Here is a 23,374-nt window from a genome sequence, read left to right on the forward strand (position 1 = left end):
CCCCAGGATCAGGAAACCGTCCTCCAGCAGCGTCGCGGCGATCGAGGCGTTGACCGCGTGGGCGACGAGGCAGCCGATCAGAGCCTGCGCCGCCTGGAAGCCGCGCTTCGGCACCCGGATCGGCGCCCCCCCCACCCCGAACCCGATACCCGCCAGCATCGGCCCGAGCAGCAGGGCGGCCGGGAAGCCGGCGAGGGTGAACAGGCCCGCCAGCGCCCCGGACGCCGCGACGAGGCCCGCCCACAAGGCCGCCGCGCGGGGAAGCGAACGGCGGAGATCCGTCGAGGCGGGTTGCATGGCGTCCATGGTCGTCGGGAACGAAGGGCTGTCGCCCCGTCGCTATACGGGAATCGGGCCGGTGTCGCGGCAGGGGCGGTCTCAGGCCGGTTGCCCGAGGGGCAGCGTTGCGTGCGGTGCATGCTGGCGAAAGAACGCGGCCAGTTCGGCCAGGCCTTCGCCGCGCGGATCGCTGGCACGCCAGGCGAGGGCGATGGTGCGGCTCGGACCCTCCGCCTCGAAGCGGCGGCAGACCGTGAGCCCGGTCGGATCGGGCCCGGACGGCGCGGCGAGGGCCGGCAGCAGGGTGTAGCCGGCGCCGGCCGCCACCATCGAGCGCAGGGTCTCCAGGCTGGTGGCGTGGCGCCCGCTCGCCGGGCCGGCGCCGCAGGCCGCCACCGCCTGGTCGCGCAGGCAATTGCCTTCGTCGAGGAGCAGCAGGTCGGGGCCGGCAAGGTCGACGGGCCGCGGCGACGGTCCGCTCGCGAAGGCGTGCTCGGCCGGGCAGGCGAGCAGGAACGGCTCGTCGAACAGCGGCGCGACGGTCAGCCCCGAATCGGGGATCGGCAGGGAGATCAGGGCCGCGTCGGTCCGGCCCTCCCGCAGGGCGTCGAGGATCTCGGCGGTGCGCCCCTCGCTCAGGGCCAGGACGACATGGGGAAAGGCCTGGCGCAGGCCGCGCAGGACCCGGGGGAACAGGTAGGGCCCCAAGGTCTGGATCGCCGCGAGGACCAGCCGGCCGCGCAAGGCGCTGCCGCAGCCCTCGCGGGCGAGCAGCAGCAGGCGCTGCGCTTCCGCCAGCACCGCACGGGCCTGACGCACCACCGCCTGGCCGCTCGGGGTGAGCAGCACCCGGCGGTTGGAGCGCTCGAACAGGACGAGGCCCAAAGCCTCCTCCAGCTTGCGCACCTGCACGCTCAAGGTCGGCTGGCTCACGGCGCAGCGCTCGGCGGCGCGGCCGAAATGGCCTTCCTCGGCCACCGCCACGACGTATTCGAGGTCCCGCAGGGAGAGGCCGGAGACGTTCATAGGCTGTGCCTATCACGAGCTTCGCAACGATGCATTTGTTTTCGGATCACGCAGCCTTCATACGCTGGAGCCAGACCAGTTCCAGGGTGTTGGCCGGCAGGCAGGCACCCTATGTGAGCGGTCCCTCGCGCGGGGTCCCGTCACCGCATCCTTCGCACGGCACCCTTCGCTTGCACGCCAGAGGAGTTCCCATGAGCGACCAACGCCCGATCCTGACGACCCGCCAGGGCCATCCGGTCCGCGACAATCAGAGCATGCGCACGGTCGGCGAGCGTGGCCCGGCGACCCTCGAGAACTACCAGTTCATCGAGAAGATCACCCATTTCGACCGCGAGCGGATCCCCGAGCGCGTGGTGCACGCCCGCGGCGCCGGCGCCCACGGCTATTTCGAGGCCTACGGCAAGATCGGCGACGAGCCGGCCTCCAAGTACACCCGCGCCCGCGTCCTCAACGAGACCGGCGTGAAGACGCCGATGTTCGTGCGTTTCTCCACCGTGGCCGGCGCCAAGGAGAGCCCGGAGACCGCCCGCGACCCGCGCGGCTTCGCGGTGAAGTTCAAGACCGTCGACGGCAACTGGGACCTCGTCGGCAACAACCTCAAGATCTTCTTCATCCGGGACGCCATCAAGTTCCCGGACATGATCCACGCCTTCAAGCCCGATCCGGTGACCAACCGCCAGGAGGCCTGGCGCTTCTTCGACTTCGTGGCGGCGCACCCCGAGTCGATCCACATGGTGACCTGGCTGAAGTCGCCGTGGGGCATCCCGGCCAATTACCGTGAGATGGAAGGCTCGGGCGTCAACACCTACAAGCTGGTCAACGACCAAGGCGTGGCGCATCTGTGCAAGTTCCACTGGATCCCGAAGCAGGGCGTCCGCAACCTGACCTCGGCCCAGGCCGCCGAGATCCAGGGCAAGGATGTCGGCCACGCGACCAAGGACCTGTACGACAACATCGCCGCCGGCAACTTCCCCGAATGGGAATTCGCGGTCCAGATCATGCCGGACGGCCCGAACGACCACCTGTCGTTCGATCCGCTCGACGACACCAAGCGCTGGCCCGAGGACCAGTTCCCGCTGCTGAAGTGCGGCCGCATGGTGCTCGACCGGGTGCCGGACAACTTCTTCGCCGATGTCGAGCAATCGGCCTTCGGCACCGGCGTGCTGGTCGACGGGATCGACTTCTCGGACGACAAGATGCTCCAGGGGCGCACCCTGTCCTACTCGGACACCCAGCGCTACCGCGTCGGTCCGAACTACCTGCAGCTGCCGATCAACGCGCCGGCTCCGGGCGTGAAGGCCCACACCAACCAGCGCGACGGTCAGATGACGTTCTACGTCGACGGCACCGGCGAGAACAAGCACATCAACTACGAGCCGAGCACCATCGCGCAGGGCCTGCGCGAGGCGCCCAAGCCCGCGAAGGAGTACCATCAGCCGGTCGAGGGCAAGCTCGGTCGCTACCAGACCAGCCGCACCGAGGACGATTACGCCCAGGCCGGCGAGCGCTACCGCTCCTTCGAGGCGTGGGAGCGTGAGGACCTGATCGCCAACCTCGTGGCCGACATGAAGGAGTGCCCCGAGGCGATCCAGCTCCGGATGGTCTGGCACTTCTGGCACGCCGACGAGGATTACGGTCGCCGCGTCGCGGAAGGCGCCGGCATCGACCTCGAGAAGGCCAAGGCCCTGCCGCCGCTCCCGGGCCGCGCCGCCCCGGGCCAGCGCCTGAAGTCCGAGACCTATACCGACGGGTCCCAGGCTCATAAGGTCGCGGCCGAGTAAGGCCGAAGCGTCAACGGCTTGCTGTGAGTGACGAGCCCCGCCCGGAGCAATCCGGGCGGGGTTTTTGACGTCGGGGAATGATGGCGGCGAAACGGTCGAGGTACTATCTTCGATCGTGGCACGGTCCCGTGCCCGGATGCCCTGCATGACCGCCGTCGCCTTCGATACCCTGAAGCTCGCCCGCACCCTGCGGGACAAGGCAAAGCTGTCGCCGGATCAGGCGGAGGGTTTCGCGGAAGCGATCTCGGAGGCGGTGCAGGGTGATCTTGCGACCAAGGCCGACGTGAAGGCGTCGGAGACGGCTCTGCGGACCGACATCAAGACGGTCGAAACCAACTTGAAGACTGTCGAGACCAATTTGCGCGCCGAGATCAAGGAGGTAGAAACCAGCCTACGCGCCGAGATCAAGGAAGTAGCAACCAGCCTGCACGCCGAGATCAAGGTGGTCGCCAACGACATTCGGACGATGGACGCGACGCTCCGATCCGAGATCAAGTCACAGGTCGCCGAAGCGAAGACCGACGTCATCAAATGGGTCGTCGGCGCGGTTGGCTTGCAGACCGTGGCCATCATCGGTGCGATGATCACCCTGGTCCGCATCCTCAAACCCTGAATCGGCGTTGTCTCCGGCGATCCGCCAGCGAGGAACCGCACGATGAACACCACCCCCGAACCCGGCACCGGCGTCACGATCGGCGGGATGCAGGTGCGCTACCTCGCCCGCAGCGACGCCACCGACGATGCGCTCGGCATCTATGCCATGACGCTGGCGGCGCACTCGCCTGGCGCCGGCCTGCACCGCCATGCCCGGTTGACCGAGGCCTTCGAGGTGCACGAGGGCGCGCTCACCCTGCGGCTGAACGACCGCGACGTGACGGCGGGACCCGGCGACTTCGTGCTGGTGCGCCCCGGCGACGCGCATGCCTTCGCCAATCGCGGCGACCGGCCTGTCCGCTTCACCCTGACCTTCACGCCCGCGCTCCACCGCGAGGGCTTCTTCGAGGGGCTGGCGGCTCTGGCCGCCGAGGACCGCCTGCGCGACGAGGGGGCCATGCGGGCCCTGATGGCGGCCTATGACCAGGAGCCGCTCGCCGGCTTCTCGGGCTGGAGCGAGGTCGGCTGACGCTTATGCTTGCCGCCTGACGAATCGGGAGGGCAAGGGATGCGGCGGCGGATCGACGGCGGCTCGAGCTTCGAGAGAGAGTACGGCTATTCCCGTGCCGTGGTGCAGAACGGCTTCGTGTTCGTAGCCGGCACCACCGGCTACGACTATGCCGCGATGACGATGCCGGACGAGGCCGGCGCCCAAACTGATGCATGTTGGCGCACCATCGCGGGCGTGCTGGACGAGGCGGGGTCTTCGCTGCAGCACGTGGTGCGGGCGACCTATTACGTCACCGACCGCGCTGACGCCGAGGCGGTGCTGGCGGTCTGCGGCCGGGTGCTGCGGGACATCCGTCCGGCCGCGACCCTGGTGGTAGTGGCAGGGTTGCTGCGACCGGAGATGAAGGTCCAGATCGAGGTCACGGCGGTGGTTGCCGGCACGATCTCGAAGATCTAGCGGTCGCCCGGCCTCACTCCTCGGCTGCGCACCGCGCCGCACCCGATTCCGCCGCGTCGCACCAGTCCCTGCCCGTCCATAGCCGCACCTGCACGGTGGCGACACCGTTCGCCACCGTGATGCGGTTATAGGCATTGGGCTCGTTGCCGCGCAGGCGGGTCGAGGTGGCGGAGCCGGCCTGGACCGCCAGCAGGCGCCGGCCGGTCGCCTTGGCCTCGGGCCGGTCGATCTCGGCCTTGGGCCCGTCCGGTGTCGGCTGGGCGAAGCGGGCATAGCCGCGATGGAGATGCCCGGCGAGCGTCAGGCCGACACCGTGACGTTGGAAGGCGTCGAGCGCCTCGTCGGCCCGGCCGACCAGGCGGGCTTCCTCGTCCCAGGGCGGCGGCATGAAGGGGTGATGGCCGACCACGATGCGGAACAATCCGGGCGGCAGCGCGTCGAGCCGGGCTTCCGTGCGCTTGATCTGCTCGCGGGTGATCTTCCCCTGTGACCAGTCGGTCTCCGGCGCCCAGGTCCGGACGGTGTTGAGGCAGATCACCGCGATCTCGTCGTCCTGAAAGACCGGTTCGGTCTCGGGCGCGACATAGCGGCGGTAGCGCCGGAACGGATGGAAGAAGCGCTGCCAGAGCCGGAACGGCGAGATGTCGTGGTTGCCCGGAACGGCGATCCAGGGATGCGGCAGCCGGTCGAGGAAGGCCTTGGCCTCCAGGTATTCCCGGGTGCGGGCCCGCATGGTGAAGTCGCCCGAGATGATGATCAGGTCCGGGCGGTCGCGGATCAGCTCCGCCACCAGGCCCTCCACCACCACCGGGTCGGTGCGGCCGAAATGCAGGTCCGAGATGTGGGCGATCCGCCTCACCGGGGTTCCTCCGCCGGCACGAGGACCCGCAGGGCGCCCGGAACGAGACGATAGCGCAGGGGTGGGGCGATCAGCACGACCTCTCCGTCATTCATCACCCGCAGGGCGCGTCCGCGGGCGTCGAGGGTCAGGGCGTCGGTCTCGTGCCGCTCCAGCTCCGGCAGGCGGCGCCACTCGCCGACCGCGAAGCCGAGGCCGAGGCGCACGAGCCGCGCCGCCGACAGGGTCTCGACGAGGTAGAGCGTGAGGTGCCCGCCGTCGACGCCCCTCCGCGACAGAACCTGGCCCAATCCTTCCCGATAATCCCCGCAGACGATTGCGAGCGTCCGGAAGCGCACCGGCCGGGTCCATCCCCCGAGGGTGAGCACGGCCCGCTCGCGCGGAGTGCGACCGAGATGACGCAGGAGGCCGACCGCCATCCGCGCCAGGTCGGGGAGGCCCATGCGGCCGCGCTTCGCCTCGCGGTGGCGCGCCAGCCGGGCCGGCAGGCCGAGCACCGAGTTGATCAGGAAGACGTGGCCGTTGACCTCGCCCGCATCGACCCTGCGCATGATGCCGGATGACAGCACGGCGATGGCCGCATCGAGGTCGAGGGGAATCCCGAGATCCTTGGCGAGCAGGTTCATGGTGCCGAGGGGCAGGATCCCGAGGGGTACGTCCCGGCCGGTCAGGGCCTGCGCCGCGCAGGCCAGCGTCCCGTCGCCGCCGGCCACCGCCACGGCGTCGATGCCGGGGAGTTCGGCCGCAGCCTCCAGGCGTTCGGGCAGGGGTGCATCCGGCCAGGGCTCGGCCACCAGCTCCAGGCCCGCGGCCGTCAGGCGCGCGCGCATGGCTTCCGGCGTCAAGCCGCCATTGATCAGGGAGCCCGCCGCGACATTCGCCACCAGCACGATCCGGCGGTTGGGCGATTCACTGTTCCGGTTCGTCACGCGAATGTCCCAGGCGGCGAGTGTGCCGCCCGGGCAGGATGCCGGCGCTGCATCTCAGGCAGATGGCAGGGCCGGATGATCTCGCGCCGACTTCGCTCTTGTGACCGTTTCATCCCATCCACGACCTCAGGATGAGGTCGTGGATGGGATGCTATCAGGCTATCGGGCCAACCAAATTGTCATACCGGCTGTTCAGGCCGCCTTCTTGGCCGCCTCGCCGTAGAAGGTGTCGCCCTTCTCCGCCATCGCCACCAGCGTCGCCGGTGGGGAGAAGCGGGCGCCGTGCTTGGCCTCCAGCCTGCGGCACAGCTCGACGAACCGGGCCGCGCCCATGAAGTCGATGTAGGACAGGGCGCCGCCGGTGAACGGCGCGAAGCCGAAGCCGAGGATCGAGCCGACATCGGCCTCGCGCGGATCGGTGACCACGCCCTCGCCGAATGTCCGGGCCGCCTCCAGCGCCTGGGTGACGAGGAGGCGCTGCTTCAGCTCCGCAAAGTCCACCGTCCCCGGGTCGAGCTTCGTCTCCTGGAGGTCGCGCAGGCCCGGCCAGAGCTTCTTCGAACCCTGCTCCGGGTAATCGTAGAAGCCCTTGCGGTTCTTGCGCCCGAGCCGGCCCTCGCCCTCGACGAGGGCGGTGAGGAGCTTCTCCTGGACCGGGTTGACCGCCGCCTCGCCGACCTGCGCCTTGGTCGCCTTGACGATCTTCAGGGCGAGGTCGACGCCGACCTCGTCGTTGAGCGAGAGCGGTCCCACCGGCATGCCGGCCTGACGCCCGGCATTCTCGATCATCGCCGCCGGCACGCCCTCGGCCAGCATCAGGTGGCCTTCGAGGATGTAGGCGCCGACGCACCGGTTCGCGAAGAACCCGCGGGCGTCGTTGACCACGATCGGGGTTTTCCTGATCGCCCGCACGTAGTCGAGGGCGACGGCCAGGGCTCTCTCGCCGGTCGCTTGGCCCATGATGATCTCCACCAGCATCATCTTCTCGACTGGCGAGAAGAAGTGGATGCCGATGAATTGCTCCGGGCGCCCCGACGCCTTGGCGAGCCCGCTGATCGGCAGGGTCGAGGTGTTGGAGGCGAAGATCGCGTCCGGCCCGATCACCGCCTCGACCTTGGCGATCACCTCGGCCTTGACCTTCGGGTCCTCGAACACCGCCTCGACGACGAGGTCGCAGCCGGCGAGCGCCGCGTAATCGCCGGTCGCTGTGATGCGCGACAGGAGCGCGTCGCGGTCGGCTGTCTTGGCGCGGCCCTTCATGATCTGGTCGGAGACCAGCTTGTGGGCGTAAGATCTGCCCTTCTCGGCCGCTTCCGCCGACTGGTCGACCAGCACCACCTCGAGCCCGGCATGGGCCGAGACATAGGCGATGCCCGCCCCCATGAAGCCGGCGCCGACCACGCCGACCTTCTTGAGTTGCACCGCGCCGACGCCCTTCGGCCGGCGGGCGCCCTTGTTCAGCTCGCCCATCGACAGGAACAGGGTGCGGATCATCGCCGCCGCTTCCGGCGAGCGCAGGATCTTGGCGAAGTACCGGCTCTCGACCTTGAGCGCCAGATCCATCGGCAGTTGCAGGCCCTCGTAGACGGCGTGCAGGATCGCCTTCGCGGCGGGGTAGTTGTCGTGGGTCTCGCGGCGGTAGATGGCGTTGGCCGGCGGCCAGGTCATCATCCCGGCGGGCGAGTACACCTTGCCCGACGGCGCCTTGAATTTCGGCTGGTCCCAGGGAGCCACCGCCGAGCCGCCGGCCTTGATCCACTCCTTCGCCTTCTCGACGATCTCGGCACGGGGCGCGACCGCGTGGACGAGGCCCATGTTGCGGGCCATCAGCGGGCGGATCTGCTCGCCCTTGAACAGCATCTGGAGGGCGTCGCCGGTCTGCATCAGGCGGGCGACGCGCTGGGTGCCGCCGGCGCCCGGAAACAGCCCGACCTTGATCTCCGGCAGGCCGACCCGGGTCTTGTCGTCGTCCGACAGCACCCGGTGGTGGCAGGCCAGCGTCAGCTCGAAGGCACCGCCGAGGCAGGTGCCGTGCACCGCCGCCGCGAACGGTTTCCCGCAAGTCTCGAGCTTGCGGTAGAGCAGGGTGAGCCGGCGCGATTCCTCGAAGAAGAAGGTCATCGCCGCTTCCTCGCCGCGCTCGCGGGCCAGGCGCGCGTATTCGGCGCCGATCCCTTGCAGCATGGTCAGGTCGGCGCCGCCCGAGAAGGTGTCTTTTCCTGAGGTGATCACGCAGCCCTTGATGGCGGCATCCGCCACCACGGCGTCGACGATCTGGTCCAGCTCGTCCATCACCTCCCGGGTGACGACGTTCATCGAGCGGCAGGGCATGTCCCAGGTGGCGAACGCCACGCCGTCGGCATCGGTCTCGAAGCGGAAATTCGTGAGGTTCATGGCGAAGGCCTCGTGAGATCGATTACGGCTTGGCGGGCGCAGGGGCAGGAGACGGCGCGGGAGTCGGCGCCGGTGCCGGCACGCTCTGCGGCGTCTGGCCGTTGCCCTGCTGCGACAGGGCCGCCAGCGAGAGCAGGTTCATCATCTTGGTCACCGCGTCCTTGGTGATCGTGGTGACCATCGAGGTCGGGTCGGCGTTGAGCGCCTGGAACTTCTGGTAGACCGGGTCGTCGTAGATCGCGACCAGGCGCTTCAGCTCAGGCACATCGAACTTCTGCGCGTATTCCTTCGACAGACCGTCGACGAGGGTGTCGCGCTCCTGGGCGAAGGTCTTGTCCAGCTCGGGACGCAGCTTGCCGGCCTGCTCGGCGCTCATCGAGGCGAGGGTCTTCTCCTCGGCCTGCTTGAACGCCTGCGTCAGGTTGCGGGCGACCGTCTTGGTGACGATGTCGCGGGCGAGGCTGAGCCGCTCGTCGTCGGCTCGGGCGGGGCCGGCGAGGACCAGGGCCAGGGCGAGGCCGGCGGCGAGGTGGGGGAGGGCGCGCATCGGTCTCACACCCGCTGGATGATCGTGGCGGTGCCCATGCCGGCGCCGATGCAGAGCGTCACGAGCGCCGTCTGCTTGCCCGTGCGCTCCAGCTCGTCGAGCACGGTGCCGAGGATCATCGCCCCCGTCGCGCCGAGGGGATGGCCGAGCGCGATGGCGCCGCCATTGACGTTGACCTTGTCCGGATCGACGGCGAAGGCCTGGAGGAAGCGCAGCACCACCGCCGCGAAGGCCTCGTTGACCTCGAACAGGTCGATGTCGCCGATGCTCATCCCGGCGCGCTTGAGCACCTTGCGGGTCACGTCGACCGGGCCGGTCAGCATCAGGGCCGGATCCGAGCCGATATTGGCGAAGGCCCGGATGCGGGCGCGGGCCTTGAGGCCCGCTGCCGACCCGGCTTCCTTCGAGCCGACCAGCACCGCGGCGGCGCCGTCGACGATGCCGGAGGAATTGCCGGCATGGTGGACGTGCTCCACCGCCTCGACATCGGGATGCGCATCGACCGCCACCGCGTCGAACCCGCCCATCTGGCCCATCTGGACGAAGGAGGGCTTGAGCGCCGCCAGCGACTGCATGTCGGTGCTCGGGCGCCGGTGCTCGTCGTGGTCGAGGAGCGTCAGGCCGTTGACGTCGCGCACCGGCACGACCGAGTGCTTGAACCGGCCATCCTCCCAGGAGCGGGCGGCACGCTTCTGCGACTCGACCGCGAGGGCGTCGCATTCGTCGCGGGAGAAGCCGTACTTGGTGGCGATCAGGTCGGCCGAGACGCCCTGCGGCATGAAGTACGACTTGATGGCGATGGCCGGATCGACCGGCCAGGCGCCGCCCGAGGCGCCGAGGCCGATGCGGCTCATCGATTCGACGCCGCCGCCGACCGCCATGTCGTGCTGGCCGCTCATCACCTGCGCGGCGGCGAAGTTCACCGCATCGAGGCCCGAGGCGCAGAACCGGTTGATCTGCACGCCCGGCACGTGATTGCCGTAATCGGCCACCAGGGCGGCGGCGCGGGCGATGTCGCCGCCGGCCTCGCCGACCGGATCGACGCAACCGAGGACGACGTCGTCGACGAGCGTCGTGTCGAGGGCGTTGCGGTCCCTGAGGGCGCGGAGCGCCGTCTCGGCGAGGCGGAGCGCCGTCACCTCGTGCAGCGAGCCGTCGGGCTTGCCGCGACCGCGGGGAGTGCGGACGTGGTCGTAGATGTAGGCGTCGGGCATGGGCGTCTTCCCGGATGTGTCGTGCGGCGGCCCGGTCGCGGACCGCGGACATGGGGCCGGCCCGGTTCCTGACCGGGCCGGCCTCGAAGCGTCGGGGCGAGGCTAGAACAGCTCCGCCGGCACCGCCATGACGGCGTCGGACCCGGCCGAGATGCGGGCCAGCCGCGTGCCGGTCTCGGGCAGCACGCGCTCGACGTAGAACCGGCCGGTGGCGAGCCGCGCGTCGAGACGCTCGGCGATGCCCTCGCCAGACGCCTTCTTCTCCGCCGTCGCCTTGGCGATGCGCCCCCACATGTAGCCCATGGCGACGAGGCCCATCAGGTGCATGTAGTCGGTTGCCGCCGCGCCCGCGTTGTCGGGCTTGGCCATGGCGTTCTGCATCAGCCACATCGTCGCCTGCTGCAGGTGGCCGAGGCTCTTCGTCAGGGGGGCGCAGAACACCTTGAGGGTTTCGTCCCCGGCGTTCTCCTTGCAGAAGCCCTCGACCTCGGCGAGGAACCGCATCATCGCCCGGCCGCCGTCGCGCGGCAGCTTGCGGCCGACGAGGTCCATCGCCTGGATGCCGTTGGCCCCCTCGTAGATCTGGGCGATGCGGGCGTCGCGCACGAATTGCGACATCCCCCATTCCTCGATGTAGCCGTGGCCGCCGAACAGCTGCTGGGCGTCGACCGCGTTGGCGAAGCCCCGGTCGGTCAGCACGCCCTTCACCACCGGGGTCAGCAGGCCCATGTGGTCCTCCGCCGCCTGGCGCGCGGCCGGGTCCTCGGAGCGGTGGGCGATGTCGGCCTGGAGCGCGGTCCAGATGACGAGCGCCCGGGCCGCCTCGTTGAAGGCCCGGATTCCCATCAGGGTCCGGCGCACGTCCGGATGAACGATGATCGGGTCGGCGGGCTTCTCGGGCGCGGCGGCGCCGGTGAGCGCCCGGCCCTGGAGCCGGTCGCGGGCGTAGGCGACGGCGTTCTGGTAGGCGACCTCGGACTGGCCGAGCCCCTGGATGCCGACGGCGAGGCGGGCCTCGTTCATCATCACGAACATCGCGTTGAGGCCGCGATTGGCCTCGCCGACGAGCCAGCCGGTGGCGCCGTCGTAGTTCATCACGCAGGTCGCGTTGCCGTGGATACCCATCTTGTGCTCGATGGCGCCGCACGACACCCCGTTGCGGGCGCCGAGCGCACCGCCGGGCCCGACCATGAACTTCGGCACGACGAAGAGCGAGATGCCCTTGGTGCCCGCCGGCGCGCCCTCGATCCGGGCGAGCACCAGGTGGATGATGTTCTCCGACAGGTCGTGCTCGCCGGCCGAGATGAAGATCTTGGTGCCGGTCAGCGCGTAGGAACCGTCGCCGTTCGGCACCGCCTTGGTCTTCAGCAGGCCGAGATCCGTGCCGCAATGCGGCTCGGTCAGGTTCATCGTGCCGGTCCAGGTCCCCTCGATCATCCTAGGGAGATAGGCCCGCTTCTGCTCCTCGGAGCCGTGCACCAGCAGGGCCGCCATCGCCCCCTGGGTCAGGCCCGGATACATGCCGAGCGCCACGTTGGCGCCGGACACGAATTCCTGCATCACGCTGTTGAGGGTATGGGGCAGGCCCTGGCCGCCATACTCGGCCGGCATCGACAGGCCCATCCAGCCGCCGCCCGCATAGGCGTCGTAGCCGGCCTTGAAGCCCTTGGGCGTCGTCACGCTGCCGTCGGGGTGGCGGGTGCAGCCCTCCACGTCGCCGACGCGGTTGAGAGGGGCCAGCACCTCCTCGCAGAGCTTCGCGCCCTCGGTCACGACCGCCTCGACCACGTCGGGCGTCGCGTCGGCGAAACCGGGCAGGTTGCTGTAGCGCGCGATCCCGAACACGTCGTTGAGGAGGAACAGCACGTCCTCCACCGGCGCCTTGTAGCTCGGCATGATTCCCCGCTCCCACGATCCGTCCGCGGCGGCTCCCGCGGCGAGATAGTTCATATGTAAACTATCTGGATGTGGAACGGCAAGGGCCTGCCGGTGCACCGCCGGCCTTCGCGCGGGACAAGGTTGACGCAGGATGACATGCCTTCGGTTCCGGGCGGCGCCCGCCCCCGCGGGGCGCCGCCTGGTCGCGCCCTCAGGCGCTCGCGACCGCCTTGCCGTAGCCGCGCAGCGCCTCGAGCGCCCGCTCGATCTCCGCCTTCTGGTTCTCCAGATGGGTGATCTGCTCGGCGACCTGGGCCGGCGACAGGGATAGCGTCGCGCCGGCGCCGGCCTCGGCGAGCTCGTCGCCGTCGACCATGGCGGCGATCTCGCGCAGGGTGAAGCCGAGTTCCTTGCCGCGCAGGATGGTGGCGAGGCGCGAGCGGTCCTCCTCGGTGTAGAGCCGGGTCGTCCCGCGGCGCTGCGGATGCAGGAGCCCCTTGGCCTCGTAGAAGCGCAGCGCCCGCAGCGTTACGCCGAACTCCTCGGCGAGGTCGCCGATGGTGAGCGTCGCCGGAGCCGTGGAGCGGCCGGCTGGCCGGCCGGTGCGCGACGTGGTCCCGCCGGCGCGGACGGGCGCCCCTCTGCTCTCGGTCTGCCGATCATAAGCCATGCCGTTTCCCCCGTTGAGACACGCATCACTGTCGTACCAGCGACGCCCTCAGGACGTCCTGTGACACAAAGAAGGTCAAATGACCTCCCTAAGGGAAAGGTAACGTCAACTTGAGCGTGTGTTACTTACGGTAAAAACCCTTATCAATCAGGGTGTTGCGTCGGAAATCACATTACCGTTACATGTGGATTGCCGAGCGCATTCCGTTCAAAACGCCCGTGCAGCCGGCGCAATTTCGCGCAACGGTTGTGAACACTAATTGACCAAAATCGAGTTGCTCGTGCAACGATCGAGCGCCGCCCCGGCGCGCGGGACTGGACGCAGCGTCGTCACTTAACCGCTTGTTTACCGTGCCGTTCGAAAGTGCCCTCAGGAACCTTCCCAGGCTGCTGCGCTGACCGAATCTTGATGATCGTGCAGGGCGCGAGGTTTCCGCCGGCCCCGGCCCGGCGCCTATCCGCGAGATCTTTCGGCCCCTTGCGCAGAGCCCGCTATGAGACGGACCGCTCCAACACTCGATGCTTTCGATCCGGAGCTGCGCGACGCTGCCCGCGAAGCCGCGCGGCGTGCCGGGTTGACGGTGGACGAGTGGCTGGCCGAGGCGATCAGCGAGGGGTCCGCCCGGGCGGGCGTACGCCAGCAATCGCGGCGCGCAGCGGGGCCGCGCCGCGCGCGGCAGGACACGTACCCGGCTCCGAACCTCCCCACTCCCGACATCGCCGAGCCCCGGCGCGCGGAGCGGGGCTGGCAGCCCGAGCCTCAGCGGGCGCAGCGCCCGCGCCACGGCCGGCCGGCCGCCTCCGAGCCGGTCATCCCGCAGCCGGTTCCGCCCCCTGCCGTTCCGGTCGCTGCGGCTCCTGCCGGCGACGCCCAGATCATCGAGGCCGTGGCGGCGATCGGGCGCCGGCTCGACGAGATCGACCGGCGCATCAGCGAGAGCCGCGACGCCGCCGACGAGGCCGTCGCCAAGGCGGTCCAGGGACTCGAATCCCGCCTCGCCGAGGCGGCCCCGCGGCCGGCGGGCCGGCGCGCCCGCCCGGCGGCCGACAGCCTCGCCGCCGCGGTGGTGGAGATCCGCCAGCGCCAGCAGCAGCTCGACGAAGGCAGCCCCGAGGAGGAGAAGGACCTCCTGGTCGACGGCCTGCGGCGGGATCTCGCCCGGGTGATGGAGACGACGGAGGCCGCGGCCGACGCGCTCTCGCCGGCGATCGCCGGGCTCCAGGCCGAGACCTCGCGCCTGCGTGAATCGATCGGCACGCTCGCCACCAGCGGCGATCTCGTGACGCTGGAGCAGGCGGTGCGCACCCTCGCCGACGAGGTGCAGCGGGCCCGCGAGCCGGCCGACCTCGTCGCCGTCGCCGGACCGATCGACCTGATGCGGGTCCAGGTCGGCCGCCTGGCGGAGGACGTCGCCGCCAACGTGCATGCCCGGGTGGCCCAGGATGTCGAGCGCCTGGCGCGACAGGTGGACGGGGCGATGGGCGGCGACCGGACCGGGCTCGCCGACCGCGACGCGGTCGCCAAGCTGTTCGACGAACTCGACGAGATCCGCGACCGGCTCGCGGCCCTCGCCGAGCCGTCGCGGGTGCAGAACCTCGCCCAGTCGGTCGACGAGCTCACCGAGACGGTGACCCGGCTCGGCAACACCATGCTCGACAGCCCGGCCCTGATGAGCGAGTTGCGGCCGCTGCTGGAGGAGATCCGCCAGGGCGTCCGCGCGCCGGGCGCCGACGCGCCGGCCCTCGCCCAGGGCATCGCCGATCTCGACCGCAAGCTCGACGACCTGCGGGCGGAGCGGCGCGATCAGCCGAACGCGACCGGCGACATCCTCGGCCGCATCGACGCCCTCTCGGCCAAGGTCGATCAGGTCGCGGCGGTGAGCACCGTCGGCGACGTGATGGAGCGCCTGGAGCAGATCGGCGAGGCCCTGCGCCAGCCGGCCCTGCCGAGCAGCGACCTCGCCTCGATCCACGGCATGCTGCGCAACCTCGCCGACAAGCTCGACCGGGTCGGGCAGGGGGCGGGCGGCGAGACCCTCGACGGGCTCGAGCGGCAGGTCCTGGCCCTGGCGAGCCGCATCGACACCCGCGGCAGCGACCCGGCCCTGGCGGGGCTGGAGCGCACCATGGGCGACCTCCTGGCCCAGGTCGCGCTCCTGCGCGACGAGACGCCGATCCAGGCCGCGGCCGAGCGCGCCGCCCGCAGCGTCGCCGATTCGCTCGGTGCGGAGCGCCAGGGCGCCGCCGCGTCCGACGGCCTGGGCGGGCTGCAGGCGACCCTCGCCGACATGCGGGCGCAACAGGCCGCCGCCGACAAGCGCCTTCAGGCCACGATGGAGGGCGTCCACACCGCCCTCGAGCAGCTGGTCGCGCGGCTGACTCACATCGACGGCGATCGCCGGAGCGAGGAGGCGGCCCCGGCCGCGACGGCGCGCGCGCCCCGCAGCCTGCGCGACACCTTGCGCGAATCCACCAAGGCGGCGCCGGAGCCGCGCCCGGCCCGCCGGCCGGAGGCGCCCCGGGCCGGTCCGCCGAGCCCGGCGGACGAGATGATCGAGCCCGGCGCGCTGCGCCCGCGGCACCTGCACGCAGAGACCGTCCCGGCCCCGGAGATGCCGGCCGGCGACATCAAGGCGAGCTTCATCGCGGCGGCGCGCCGTGCCGCCCAGGCCGCCGCGGCCGAGGCCGCCGGTGCCGGCCAGGCTCCGCCCGCCGCCGAGCGGGGCGGCGAGCCGCGGGGCAGCCTGGTCGAGCGGCTGCGGGCCGCGATCGAGCGCCGCCGCCGGCCGCTGCTCCTCGGCATCGCGGCGATCGTGCTGGCCCTCGGAACGCTGCAGGCCCTGCAAAGCGCCGGCCCTCGGCTCGGCGCCCCGACGATCTCGCGCGAGGCGGCGGCCCCGGTCGATCCCGCGACGACCCAGGCCACCCCGTCGGCTCCCCTGGCCAAGGGCGTGCCCCCGGTCGCGTCGCCCGCCGAGACGGCTCCGGACAGGCTCCCCGATGCGAAGACGGCGCCCGCCAGGCCGGAGACCGGTTCGCAGAAGGGTGCCGAGACGGGTGCCCTGGACGCGGCCAAACCCACGATCGCCGCCAAGCCCGCGATCGACGTCAAGTCCGCGATCGACGCCAAGCCGGCAGTGCCGCGGGTGACGGACATGGCGTCCCTGAGCTCCGAGCTCGCCGGCATCCCGGCCGGTGCCGCCTCCCTGCGGCAGGCCGCCCTCGACGGCGACGGCGCCACGATCTACGAGCTCGCCAGCCGCGCCGTGGACGGCCGCGGCCTGCCGCGGGACACCGCGCTCGCCGCCAAGCTGTTCGACCGCCTGGCCGGCGCCGGCTACGCCCCGGCGCAATACCGCCTCGGCAGCCAGTACGAGAAGGGCCTCGGCCTGGTGCGCGACCAGGACAAGGCCCGGCTGTGGTACGGCCGCGCCGCGATCCAGGGGCATGTCCGGGCGATGCACAACCTCGCGGTGATGCTGGCCGAAACCGGCGCCGCCGGCGGCAAGCCCGACTACACCTCCGCGGCGACCTGGTTCCGCAAGGCCGCCGAGTACGGGGTGCGCGACAGCCAGTACAACCTCGCGGTGCTGCTCGCCCGCGGGCTCGGCGTCACCCAGGACCTGCCCCAGGCCTATGGCTGGTTCGCGGCGGCCGCCGCGCAGGGCGACGACGATGCCGGCCGCAAGCGCGACGAGGTGGCGGGCAAGATGGCACAGAAGGATCTGGCGGCCGCCCGCGCCGCGGCCGAGGCCTGGAAGGCGAAGGTTCCGGATCCGGCGGTGAACGATCCCCCGGCCGTTCGCGTCGAGACCCCGGCGACGCCCGGCGCCATGTCGCTGATCGGCGCGCCGCCGCCCCTCGGCGTCGGCCGCAGCACCGGAAAGGTGTGACGGCAGGCTCGGCTCCCGTCGGCGGGCGCGGACCGGGAACGGCCCGCGCAGGAGACGGCCCGCCCACGTCCGCGCCGCGGTTTCCCCCGGGGCGAAACTTGGTCTAGATCGGGGACCCGCGCCGCACCGGATCGTCCCGTCGTTGCAGATCTATCTCCCGATCGCCGAGATGCCCGTCAGCGTCCTGGTCCTCATCGGGCTCGGCGCGGCGGTCGGCTTCGTATCGGGGTTGTTCGGCATCGGCGGCGGCTTCCTGATGACGCCGATCCTGATCGTGATGGGGATCCCGCCCGCGGTGGCGGTGGCGACCCAGACCGCCCCGATCGTCGCCTCCTCGGCCACCAGCGTGCTGGCGGCGCTCCGGCGCAACGCCCTCGACCTCCGGCTCGGCCTCGTCCTGATCCTCGGCGGTTTCGTCGGCACCAGCCTCGGCGTCTGGTTCTTCGCCGCCATGCGGCGGGCCGGCCAGCTCGACCTCGTCATCACGGTCGCCTACGTCACCCTGTTCACCGTCGTCGGCGGGCTGATGCTGGCGGAGTCGGTGCGCGGCTTCTGGGCGCGGCACCGCGGCCGGGCGCGGCCGGCGCGGCTCGGCGGCGACCACGCCGCCTACATGGCCTGGCCGCTGCGGATGCGGTTTCCCCGCTCGCGGCTCTACGCCAGCGTCATCCCCATCCTCGGCCTCGCCCTGTTCGTGGGCTTCGCCGGCGCGGTGCTGGGCATCGGCGGCGGCTTCATCCTGGTCCCGGCGCTCCTCTACCTGATGCGGGTGCCGACGGGCGTGGTGGTGGGCACCTCGCAATTCCAGATCCTGTGCACCAGCTTCGTCGCGCTGGTGCTGCACGCGGTGCAGAACCAGGCGGTCGACATCGTCCTGGCGGTGATCCTGATCGCCGGCGGGGTGTTCGGGGCGCAGTTCGGCGCGCGGGCCGGGCGCAACCTGCGCTCGGAGTACTTCCGGTTCCTCCTCGCCATCCTGGTCCTGGCGGTGGGCCTGCGCTTCGCGGTCGAGTTGGTGCTGCGTCCCGAGGAGCCGTTCTCGATCGTGGTTCAGGAAGCGCGCTGATGCGCGTTGTCCACCTTCTCCTGCTCTTCGCTCTTGCGGCCGGCTCCGCCAGAGCCGAATCCCTGGTGGTCAGCCTGTCGTTCAACCGGCTCGCCGTCACCTCGACCTATACGGGGACCTCGGTCGCGGTGTTCGGGGCCATCGAGCGCGACGGGCAGGCGGCGGCGCGGTCCGGCGCCTACGATGTGGTGGTGACGATCCGCGGCCCGCGTCAGGCGCTGACGGTTCGCGAGAAGGAGGCGCTCGGGCCGGTCTGGGTCAATCGGGCCCAGCAGAAATTCGCCGAGGTGCCGAGCTTCCTGGCGGTGCTGTCCTCGCGGCCCGTGCCCGAACTCGCCGACGAGGCGACGCGCCGGCGCCTGCGGCTCGGCCTCGGCGCCATCGTCGCCGCGCCCGACCTGACGCTGGCGGCGCCGACGCCGGACGACCCCTTTCGCGAGGCCCTGCTGCGCCTGCGCCGGCGCGAGCGCCTGTTCGCCGAGAGCGAGGCCGGCGTGAGGTTCCTGTCGCCGACGGTGTTCCGCGCGACCGCGCCGCTGCCCGCCACCGCGCCGGTCGGCGCCTACGACGTCGAGGTGGTGCTGCTCGCCGGCGGCGTGCCGCTCGCGCGGCACCAGGGCCGGTTCGACCTCGTGAAATCGGGCGTCGAGCAGGGGATCGCGACATTCGCCCGCGATTGGTCGATGGCCTACGGGCTTGCCGTGGGCGCGCTTGCACTCATCTCCGGCTGGCTCGCCAGCGTGATCTTCCGGAGAGACTGATGCCGCGTCACCCGCCCCCCGCCGCCCTGGTCCTCGGCGGTGCGGGCCTGATCCCGTTCCTGGGCCTCGCTGCCCTGGTGATTCTCGGCCAGTCGCTCTTCGGGCTGGCGCCGCGCCCGCTTCTCGCGGCCTACGGCGCCGTGATCGCGTCGTTCCTCGGCGGCCTGCGCTGGGGCGCCGCCGCGGCCTCGCCGGAGGGGCGGGGCGCCGACTACGCCGTATCGGTCGTGCCCTCGCTCATCGCCTGGGCGTCGTTGTTCGCACCGGCGCCATGGGACCTGGGGACGCTCGGCGCCCTGGTGCTCGTCTGGGGCCTCGTCGATCAGGACTTGCCGCGGCGCGGGCTGGTGCCGGCGTGGCTCGGGCGGTTGCGGCTGGTTCTGTCGGGGGTGGCCGGGCTGGCGCTGCTGGCGGCGGGGTTCTGGGGAGCGACGTAGCTGTCGGTCCGCAGGCGGGCGCAAGTCGAACAGCCCCTTGCATGCTAGCCTCCGCGGCATCCCGGGGCTCGGCGAAGCCGACAACCCGGAATCCACCACCGCTGACCGTGAAGAACCCGGCGGCATGCATTCCGCGTCATCCTGGAGAATCGGCGGTCACGGATCCCGGGTGCCGCTACGCGGCCCCGGGATGCGGCGGGATGTGAATTCGGCAGAATCCTGATCTCTTGATCCCGATCTCTTGATCCCGATCTCTTGGACGTGCCCCGCTCACTCCCGCACCAGCATCGTCCGGCTGATCGCGAAGACCCGCCCATCCCCGATCAGGTGCGCGGTGAACCCGCCCGGAAACAGCGTATCGAACGTGTCCGAGCGCACGTTGAGCCCGCCGGTGAGCGACCCGAAGGCCGGCATCACCAGGCGCGTCGCGTCGAGGACGAAGCAGCGGCGGCGGACGGCGCGGCCGCGCATCGCCACCTTGCCGACCGGGTGGAAGTGGCCGGCGACCTCCCCCGTCTCGGGCTTGTCGGCCGGCTCGTGCCGAAGCGTCAGGCCGCCGACCGTCAGGGTGTCGGCGAAGCGGCCGCCGATGCCGTCCTGGACCGCCCGGTCGTGGTTGCCGGAGATCCAGACCCAGTCGCGGCCCTCCTGCAGGGCGGCGATGAGCGCGCGGTCGGCCACGTCGAGGCGGGACGGCCCCTGGGCGTCGTGGAAGGAATCGCCCAGGCAGACCACGCAGGCCGGGTCGAGGCGGGCCACCGCCTCGTGCAAGGTCGCCAGGGTCTCGCGGGTGTCGTAGGGCGGCAGGAACTGGCCCGAGCGGGCGGCATAGGCCGAGCCCTTCTCCAGGTGCAGGTCGGAGACCACCAGGGTACGGTGCTCCGGCAGCCACAATCCGCCGCTGAGATCGAGGGCGAGGGTCTCGCCGGCGAGGGTGACGCCGGGGGTCTTGTGGGTCTTCTCGAGCTTCAGCGGCAGCGCCACGGTGTCGTCGTCCTTCATGCGGAGCGGGGCGCCCTCCGGTCCGTCCTGCATCACGCCAGCGCCTCGTCGAGCAGCGCCGCCTCGGCCTCGGCCAGGATCTCGTCCGCTCCCTCGCCGTAGACGCGCTCGCGCCCGATCTCGAGCATCACGTTCACGGCGAGCGGCGAGACCCGGTCGAGAGCCTTGTGGATGATTCGCCCCTGAATGCGCGCAAGCATCATACCGAGGCGGGCCACGTCGAGGAGTCCGGTTGCCGCATCCTGCCGCGCCGCCCGCAGCAGCAGGTGGCCGGGCTGGTGCTTGCGCAGCACGTCGTAGATCAGGTCGGTCGAGATCGTGACCTGCCGCCCGGTCTTGCGCTGGCCCGGATGGCGGCGCTCGATCAGCCCGGCGATCACCGCGCATTGCCGGAAGGTGCGCTTCATCATCGCCGATTCGTCGAGCCATTCCTCGAGGTCGTCGCCGAGCATGTCCTCGGCAAACAGCCCGTCGAGGAACCCGGGCTCGCGGGCGATGCGCTCCGACAGGTCGCGACTGCCGAAGACCGCGAGGCCGTAATCGTTGGCGGCAAAGCCTAAGGGCCGCATCCCGGCCCGCTCCAGGCGCCGGGTCAGCAGCATCCCCAGCGTCTGGTGGGCGAGGCGCCCCTCGAACGGGAAGCAGGCGAGGTAATATCGGTTCGCGCGCGGAAAGGTTTCCACCAGGAGGTCGCGCGGGCCGGGCAGCACGGAACGGCGGCGCTGCTGCACCAGGTAGTCGGCCACCTGCGCCGGCAGCCGGTCCCACTCGAACGGATCGGCGATCAGCGCCCGCACGCGGGCGGCGAGGAAGGTCGAGAGCGGGAATTTCGAGCCGGCATAGCTCGGGATCGCCGGATCGGTGCCGGGAGGGCCGCGGGTCACCAGGGCCTCGTCCTCGTGCAGGCCCTCGAAGCGCAGGATCTCGCCCGCGAACAGGAAGGTATCGCCCACCGTCAGCGTCTCGGCGAAATCCTCCTCGATCTCGCCGAGCACCCGCCCCCCCGCCGGCAGCACGCTGCCGGGCTTGGTCCGGTTGCGCCGGGCGAGGCGCACCTTGACGGTGGTCGATTCGATGATCGTGCCGACATTCATCCGATATTGTTGCGCGGTGCGGGCGTCGCGCACCCGCCACAGCCCGTCGGGCCCGCGCAGGATCTTGGCGAAGCGTTCATAGGCCCGGAGCGCGTAGCCCCCGGTGGCGACGTAATCGAGGACGAGGCCGAAATCCTCGCGGGTGAGATCGGCGAAAGGCGAGGCGGCCCGCACCTCGTCGTAGAGCTCGTCCTCGCCGAACGGCCCGGCGCAGGCCATGCCGAGCACGTGCTGGGCGAGCACGTCGAGGGCGCCGATGCGCGGATCGGGCGTGTCCTGCGCCGCCTCCTCGACGGCGTCGAGGGCGGCGCGGCATTCCAGCATCTCGAAGCGGTTGGCCGGCACCAGATAGGCCTTCGACGGCTCGTCCATCCGGTGGTTGGCGCGGCCGATCCGCTGCATGATCCGGCTCGCGCCCTTCGGCGCCCCGATATTGATCACGAGGTCGACGTCGCCCCAGTCGATCCCGAGATCGAGGGTCGCGGTGCAGACCACGGCGCGGAGCACCCCCGCCGCCATCGCGGCCTCGACCCGGCGGCGCTGGGTGGCGTCGAGGGAGCCGTGATGGAGCGCGATCGGCAGGCCGTCGTCGTTGAGGTTCCAGAGCTCCTGGAAGGTGTACTCGGCCTGGAGCCTCGTGTTGACGAAGACCAGGACCAGCTTGTGCTGCCGGATCAGGTCGTAGACCGCCGGCATCGATTGCCACGCCGTATGGCCGGCGAGCGGCAGGGTGCGGCCGGTCTCCAGCATGTGCAGGTCGGCTCGCGCCCCGCCCTGGACGGTGATGAGGTCGGCCATCCGGTCCTCCTTGGCCGGCTCGGGCTGCTGCGGCACCAGGTAGCGCCGCAGGGCGTCGGGCTCGCGCACCGTCGCCGAGAGGCCGGTCATGGCGAGGCCGGGCGCCAGCCGGTGCAGCCGGGCGAGGCCGAGGCTGAGGAGATCGCCGCGCTTCGAGGTGACCAGCGCGTGCAGCTCGTCGAGCACCACCCGCTTGAGGCCGGAAAACAGCTCCGCCGCCTCGCGGTGCGCCACCAGCAGCGCCAGCTGCTCGGGCGTGGTCAGGAGGATGTGGGGCGGGCGGGCGACCTGGCGGCTGCGCTTGTGCGACGGGGTGTCGCCGGTGCGGGTCTCGATCCGGATCTTCGAGTCGAGGCCGATCCCGGCCACCGGCGCCTCGAGGTTGCGGGCGATGTCGACCGCGAGCGCCTTGAGCGGCGAGATGTAGAGGGTGTGCAATCCTCCCTTGCCGTCCCCCTCCGCCAGCGCGACCAGGGTGGGAAGGAAGCCGGCCAGCGTCTTGCCGGCCCCGGTCGGCGCGACCAGCAGGGCCGAGCGCCCGGCCTGTGCCGCCGCCAGCAGGGCGAGCTGGTGCGGCCGCGGCGCCCAGCCACGCGCGGCGAACCAGGCCGCGAAGGCGGCGGGGAGGGCGGGAGACGGATCGGGGGAGGTTTTCTTCGGCACGCCCTCCGATGTAGCGCGCGTGATCGTTTCGTGGGATGGCGGCGGCCTCGAACCGTTCTCGGGAGCGCCGTCGTGGGTCTCGAATGCACGCCCTGGATCACCCTCGACGAGTCCGAGCTGGAGGAAAGCTTCGTGCGCGCCTCCGGCCCGGGTGGCCAGAACGTCAACAAGGTTTCTTCCGCGGTTCAGCTGCGTTTCGACGTGCGCCGCTCGCCCTCGCTGCCGAACGCCGTGGCGATCCGCCTGATGAAGCTGGCCGGGCGGCGGCTGACGGCCGACGGCGTGCTGGTCATCACCGCGCAGACCCACCGCACCCAGGAGCGCAACCGCGCCGAGGCCCGGGAGCGCCTGGCCGACCTCGTCCGCGAGGCCGCCGTGCCGCCGACCCCGCGCCGCCCGACCCGCCCGACGCTGGCCTCGAAGAAGCGGCGGCTGGAGGAGAAGGGCCGGCGGGGGGACGTGAAGAAGCTGAGGGGCGGCAAACCGGGCATGGATTGAGGCGCCGGGCCGTCGCGCCGGCCCC

The 23,374-nt window shown here is 71.2% G+C and carries 20 protein-coding genes; 9 read left to right on the top strand and 11 right to left on the bottom strand.

The annotated features are described in order from the left end of the window. Window positions 1-297: AbrB family transcriptional regulator (locus tag VQ03_RS25725; protein WP_208605557.1), on the bottom strand; the 297-nt coding region annotated here is incomplete at its 3' end. An 81-nt stretch (window positions 298-378) separates the two neighbouring features. Next, window positions 379-1,305 carry a LysR substrate-binding domain-containing protein gene (locus tag VQ03_RS25730; RefSeq protein WP_048453765.1) on the bottom strand — a complete coding sequence of 309 codons (927 nt, stop codon included), beginning with the start codon at window positions 1,303-1,305 and terminating at the stop codon, window positions 379-381. 191 nt (window positions 1,306-1,496) lie between these two features. On the opposite strand from VQ03_RS25730, the gene VQ03_RS25735 reads away from it, so the two are divergent. The 4 genes from VQ03_RS25735 to VQ03_RS25750 all read left to right on the top strand — a co-directional run bounded on the left by VQ03_RS25735 (window position 1,497) and on the right by VQ03_RS25750 (window position 4,647). Then, window positions 1,497-3,086 carry a catalase gene (locus tag VQ03_RS25735; RefSeq protein ID WP_048453766.1) on the top strand — a complete coding sequence of 530 codons (1,590 nt, stop codon included), beginning with the start codon at window positions 1,497-1,499 and terminating at the stop codon, window positions 3,084-3,086. A 145-nt stretch (window positions 3,087-3,231) separates the two neighbouring features. After that, window positions 3,232-3,699 (top strand): CCDC90 family protein, encoded by a 468-nt coding sequence (locus VQ03_RS25740; RefSeq protein ID WP_048453767.1) that lies wholly within the window; start codon window positions 3,232-3,234, stop codon window positions 3,697-3,699. A gap of 42 nt (window positions 3,700-3,741) precedes the next feature. Continuing rightward, a complete protein-coding gene (locus VQ03_RS25745; RefSeq protein ID WP_048453768.1) occupies window positions 3,742-4,209 on the top strand; it encodes a cupin domain-containing protein in 468 nt (155 codons plus the stop codon). 39 nt (window positions 4,210-4,248) lie between these two features. Then, the gene (locus VQ03_RS25750) at window positions 4,249-4,647 is read left to right on the top strand and encodes a RidA family protein (protein ID WP_048453769.1); all 399 of its coding nucleotides are present in this window, start codon (window positions 4,249-4,251) and stop codon (window positions 4,645-4,647) included. Between the two features lie 13 nt (window positions 4,648-4,660). Here VQ03_RS25750 and VQ03_RS25755 read toward each other — a convergent pair whose 3' ends face one another. From VQ03_RS25755 to VQ03_RS25785, 7 genes are all read right to left on the bottom strand, one after another. Further along, a complete protein-coding gene (locus VQ03_RS25755; RefSeq protein WP_048453770.1) occupies window positions 4,661-5,506 on the bottom strand; it encodes a metallophosphoesterase family protein in 846 nt (281 codons plus the stop codon). After that, window positions 5,503-6,435: a diacylglycerol/lipid kinase family protein gene (locus VQ03_RS25760; protein WP_048453771.1), complete on the bottom strand. Its 933-nt coding sequence runs from the start codon at window positions 6,433-6,435 to the stop codon at window positions 5,503-5,505. The genes VQ03_RS25755 and VQ03_RS25760 overlap by 4 nt, the downstream gene beginning before the upstream one ends. A gap of 192 nt (window positions 6,436-6,627) precedes the next feature. Further along, a complete protein-coding gene (locus VQ03_RS25765; RefSeq protein WP_048453772.1) occupies window positions 6,628-8,829 on the bottom strand; it encodes a 3-hydroxyacyl-CoA dehydrogenase NAD-binding domain-containing protein in 2,202 nt (733 codons plus the stop codon). A gap of 22 nt (window positions 8,830-8,851) precedes the next feature. After that, a complete protein-coding gene (locus VQ03_RS25770) occupies window positions 8,852-9,376 on the bottom strand; it encodes a DUF2059 domain-containing protein (RefSeq protein ID WP_048453773.1) in 525 nt (174 codons plus the stop codon). Between the two features lie 5 nt (window positions 9,377-9,381). Further along, a complete protein-coding gene (locus VQ03_RS25775) occupies window positions 9,382-10,590 on the bottom strand; it encodes an acetyl-CoA C-acetyltransferase (protein WP_048453774.1) in 1,209 nt (402 codons plus the stop codon). 102 nt (window positions 10,591-10,692) lie between these two features. Then, window positions 10,693-12,486 (bottom strand): acyl-CoA dehydrogenase C-terminal domain-containing protein, encoded by a 1,794-nt coding sequence (locus VQ03_RS25780; protein ID WP_048453786.1) that lies wholly within the window; start codon window positions 12,484-12,486, stop codon window positions 10,693-10,695. A 193-nt stretch (window positions 12,487-12,679) separates the two neighbouring features. Continuing rightward, a complete protein-coding gene (locus VQ03_RS25785) occupies window positions 12,680-13,138 on the bottom strand; it encodes a MerR family transcriptional regulator (protein ID WP_048453775.1) in 459 nt (152 codons plus the stop codon). 493 nt (window positions 13,139-13,631) lie between these two features. On the opposite strand from VQ03_RS25785, the gene VQ03_RS25790 reads away from it, so the two are divergent. The 4 genes from VQ03_RS25790 (at window position 13,632) to VQ03_RS25805 (ending at window position 19,294) form a co-directional block, all read left to right on the top strand. Continuing rightward, on the top strand, window positions 13,632-17,030 hold the full coding sequence (locus tag VQ03_RS25790; RefSeq protein ID WP_048453776.1) for an SEL1-like repeat protein: 3,399 nt from the start codon (window positions 13,632-13,634) through the stop codon (window positions 17,028-17,030). Window positions 17,031-17,172: 142 nt separating this feature from the next. Then, complete coding sequence (locus VQ03_RS25795; protein WP_048453777.1) at window positions 17,173-18,096, top strand: sulfite exporter TauE/SafE family protein; 924 nt, start codon at window positions 17,173-17,175, stop codon at window positions 18,094-18,096. Next, on the top strand, window positions 18,096-18,857 hold the full coding sequence (locus VQ03_RS25800) for a TIGR02186 family protein (RefSeq protein WP_048453778.1): 762 nt from the start codon (window positions 18,096-18,098) through the stop codon (window positions 18,855-18,857). Before VQ03_RS25795 ends, VQ03_RS25800 begins: the two co-directional genes overlap by 1 nt. After that, a complete protein-coding gene (locus tag VQ03_RS25805) occupies window positions 18,857-19,294 on the top strand; it encodes a DUF3429 domain-containing protein (RefSeq protein ID WP_048453779.1) in 438 nt (145 codons plus the stop codon). Before VQ03_RS25800 ends, VQ03_RS25805 begins: the two co-directional genes overlap by 1 nt. A 270-nt stretch (window positions 19,295-19,564) precedes the next feature. On the opposite strand, the gene pdeM is transcribed toward VQ03_RS25805, so the two are convergent. Both pdeM and VQ03_RS25815 read right to left on the bottom strand, forming a co-directional pair. After that, window positions 19,565-20,278 carry a ligase-associated DNA damage response endonuclease PdeM gene (gene pdeM, locus VQ03_RS25810; protein WP_048453787.1) on the bottom strand — a complete coding sequence of 238 codons (714 nt, stop codon included), beginning with the start codon at window positions 20,276-20,278 and terminating at the stop codon, window positions 19,565-19,567. A 50-nt stretch (window positions 20,279-20,328) separates the two neighbouring features. Further along, window positions 20,329-22,851, bottom strand: coding sequence for a ligase-associated DNA damage response DEXH box helicase (locus VQ03_RS25815; protein WP_157064255.1), 2,523 nt, complete (start codon window positions 22,849-22,851; stop codon window positions 20,329-20,331). Between the two features lie 72 nt (window positions 22,852-22,923). Between VQ03_RS25815 and arfB the strand changes: the two genes are divergently transcribed. Further along, window positions 22,924-23,349 carry an alternative ribosome rescue aminoacyl-tRNA hydrolase ArfB gene (gene arfB, locus VQ03_RS25820; protein ID WP_048453789.1) on the top strand — a complete coding sequence of 142 codons (426 nt, stop codon included), beginning with the start codon at window positions 22,924-22,926 and terminating at the stop codon, window positions 23,347-23,349. Window positions 23,350-23,374 lie beyond the last annotated feature (25 nt).

It is taken from the genome of Methylobacterium tarhaniae, assembly GCF_001043955.1.
Lineage (GTDB): Bacteria > Pseudomonadota > Alphaproteobacteria > Rhizobiales > Beijerinckiaceae > Methylobacterium > Methylobacterium tarhaniae.

Bases quoted from the DNA above. Each gene is read 5' to 3' on its own strand.
- VQ03_RS25785 (WP_048453775.1), bottom strand. From the start codon at position 13,138: ATGGCTTATGATCGGCAGACCGAGAGCAGAGGGGCGCCCGTCCGCGCC.
- VQ03_RS25805 (WP_048453779.1), top strand. From the start codon at position 18,857: ATGCCGCGTCACCCGCCCCCCGCCGCCCTGGTCCTCGGCGGTGCGGGC.
- VQ03_RS25800 (WP_048453778.1), top strand. From the start codon at position 18,096: ATGCGCGTTGTCCACCTTCTCCTGCTCTTCGCTCTTGCGGCCGGCTCC.
- VQ03_RS25735 (WP_048453766.1), top strand. From the start codon at position 1,497: ATGAGCGACCAACGCCCGATCCTGACGACCCGCCAGGGCCATCCGGTC.
- VQ03_RS25765 (WP_048453772.1), bottom strand. From the start codon at position 8,829: ATGAACCTCACGAATTTCCGCTTCGAGACCGATGCCGACGGCGTGGCG.
- VQ03_RS25780 (WP_048453786.1), bottom strand. From the start codon at position 12,486: ATGCCGAGCTACAAGGCGCCGGTGGAGGACGTGCTGTTCCTCCTCAAC.
- VQ03_RS25745 (WP_048453768.1), top strand. From the start codon at position 3,742: ATGAACACCACCCCCGAACCCGGCACCGGCGTCACGATCGGCGGGATG.
- VQ03_RS25790 (WP_048453776.1), top strand. From the start codon at position 13,632: ATGAGACGGACCGCTCCAACACTCGATGCTTTCGATCCGGAGCTGCGC.
- VQ03_RS25740 (WP_048453767.1), top strand. From the start codon at position 3,232: ATGACCGCCGTCGCCTTCGATACCCTGAAGCTCGCCCGCACCCTGCGG.
- VQ03_RS25750 (WP_048453769.1), top strand. From the start codon at position 4,249: ATGCGGCGGCGGATCGACGGCGGCTCGAGCTTCGAGAGAGAGTACGGC.
- VQ03_RS25730 (WP_048453765.1), bottom strand. From the start codon at position 1,305: ATGAACGTCTCCGGCCTCTCCCTGCGGGACCTCGAATACGTCGTGGCG.
- VQ03_RS25775 (WP_048453774.1), bottom strand. From the start codon at position 10,590: ATGCCCGACGCCTACATCTACGACCACGTCCGCACTCCCCGCGGTCGC.
- VQ03_RS25770 (WP_048453773.1), bottom strand. From the start codon at position 9,376: ATGCGCGCCCTCCCCCACCTCGCCGCCGGCCTCGCCCTGGCCCTGGTC.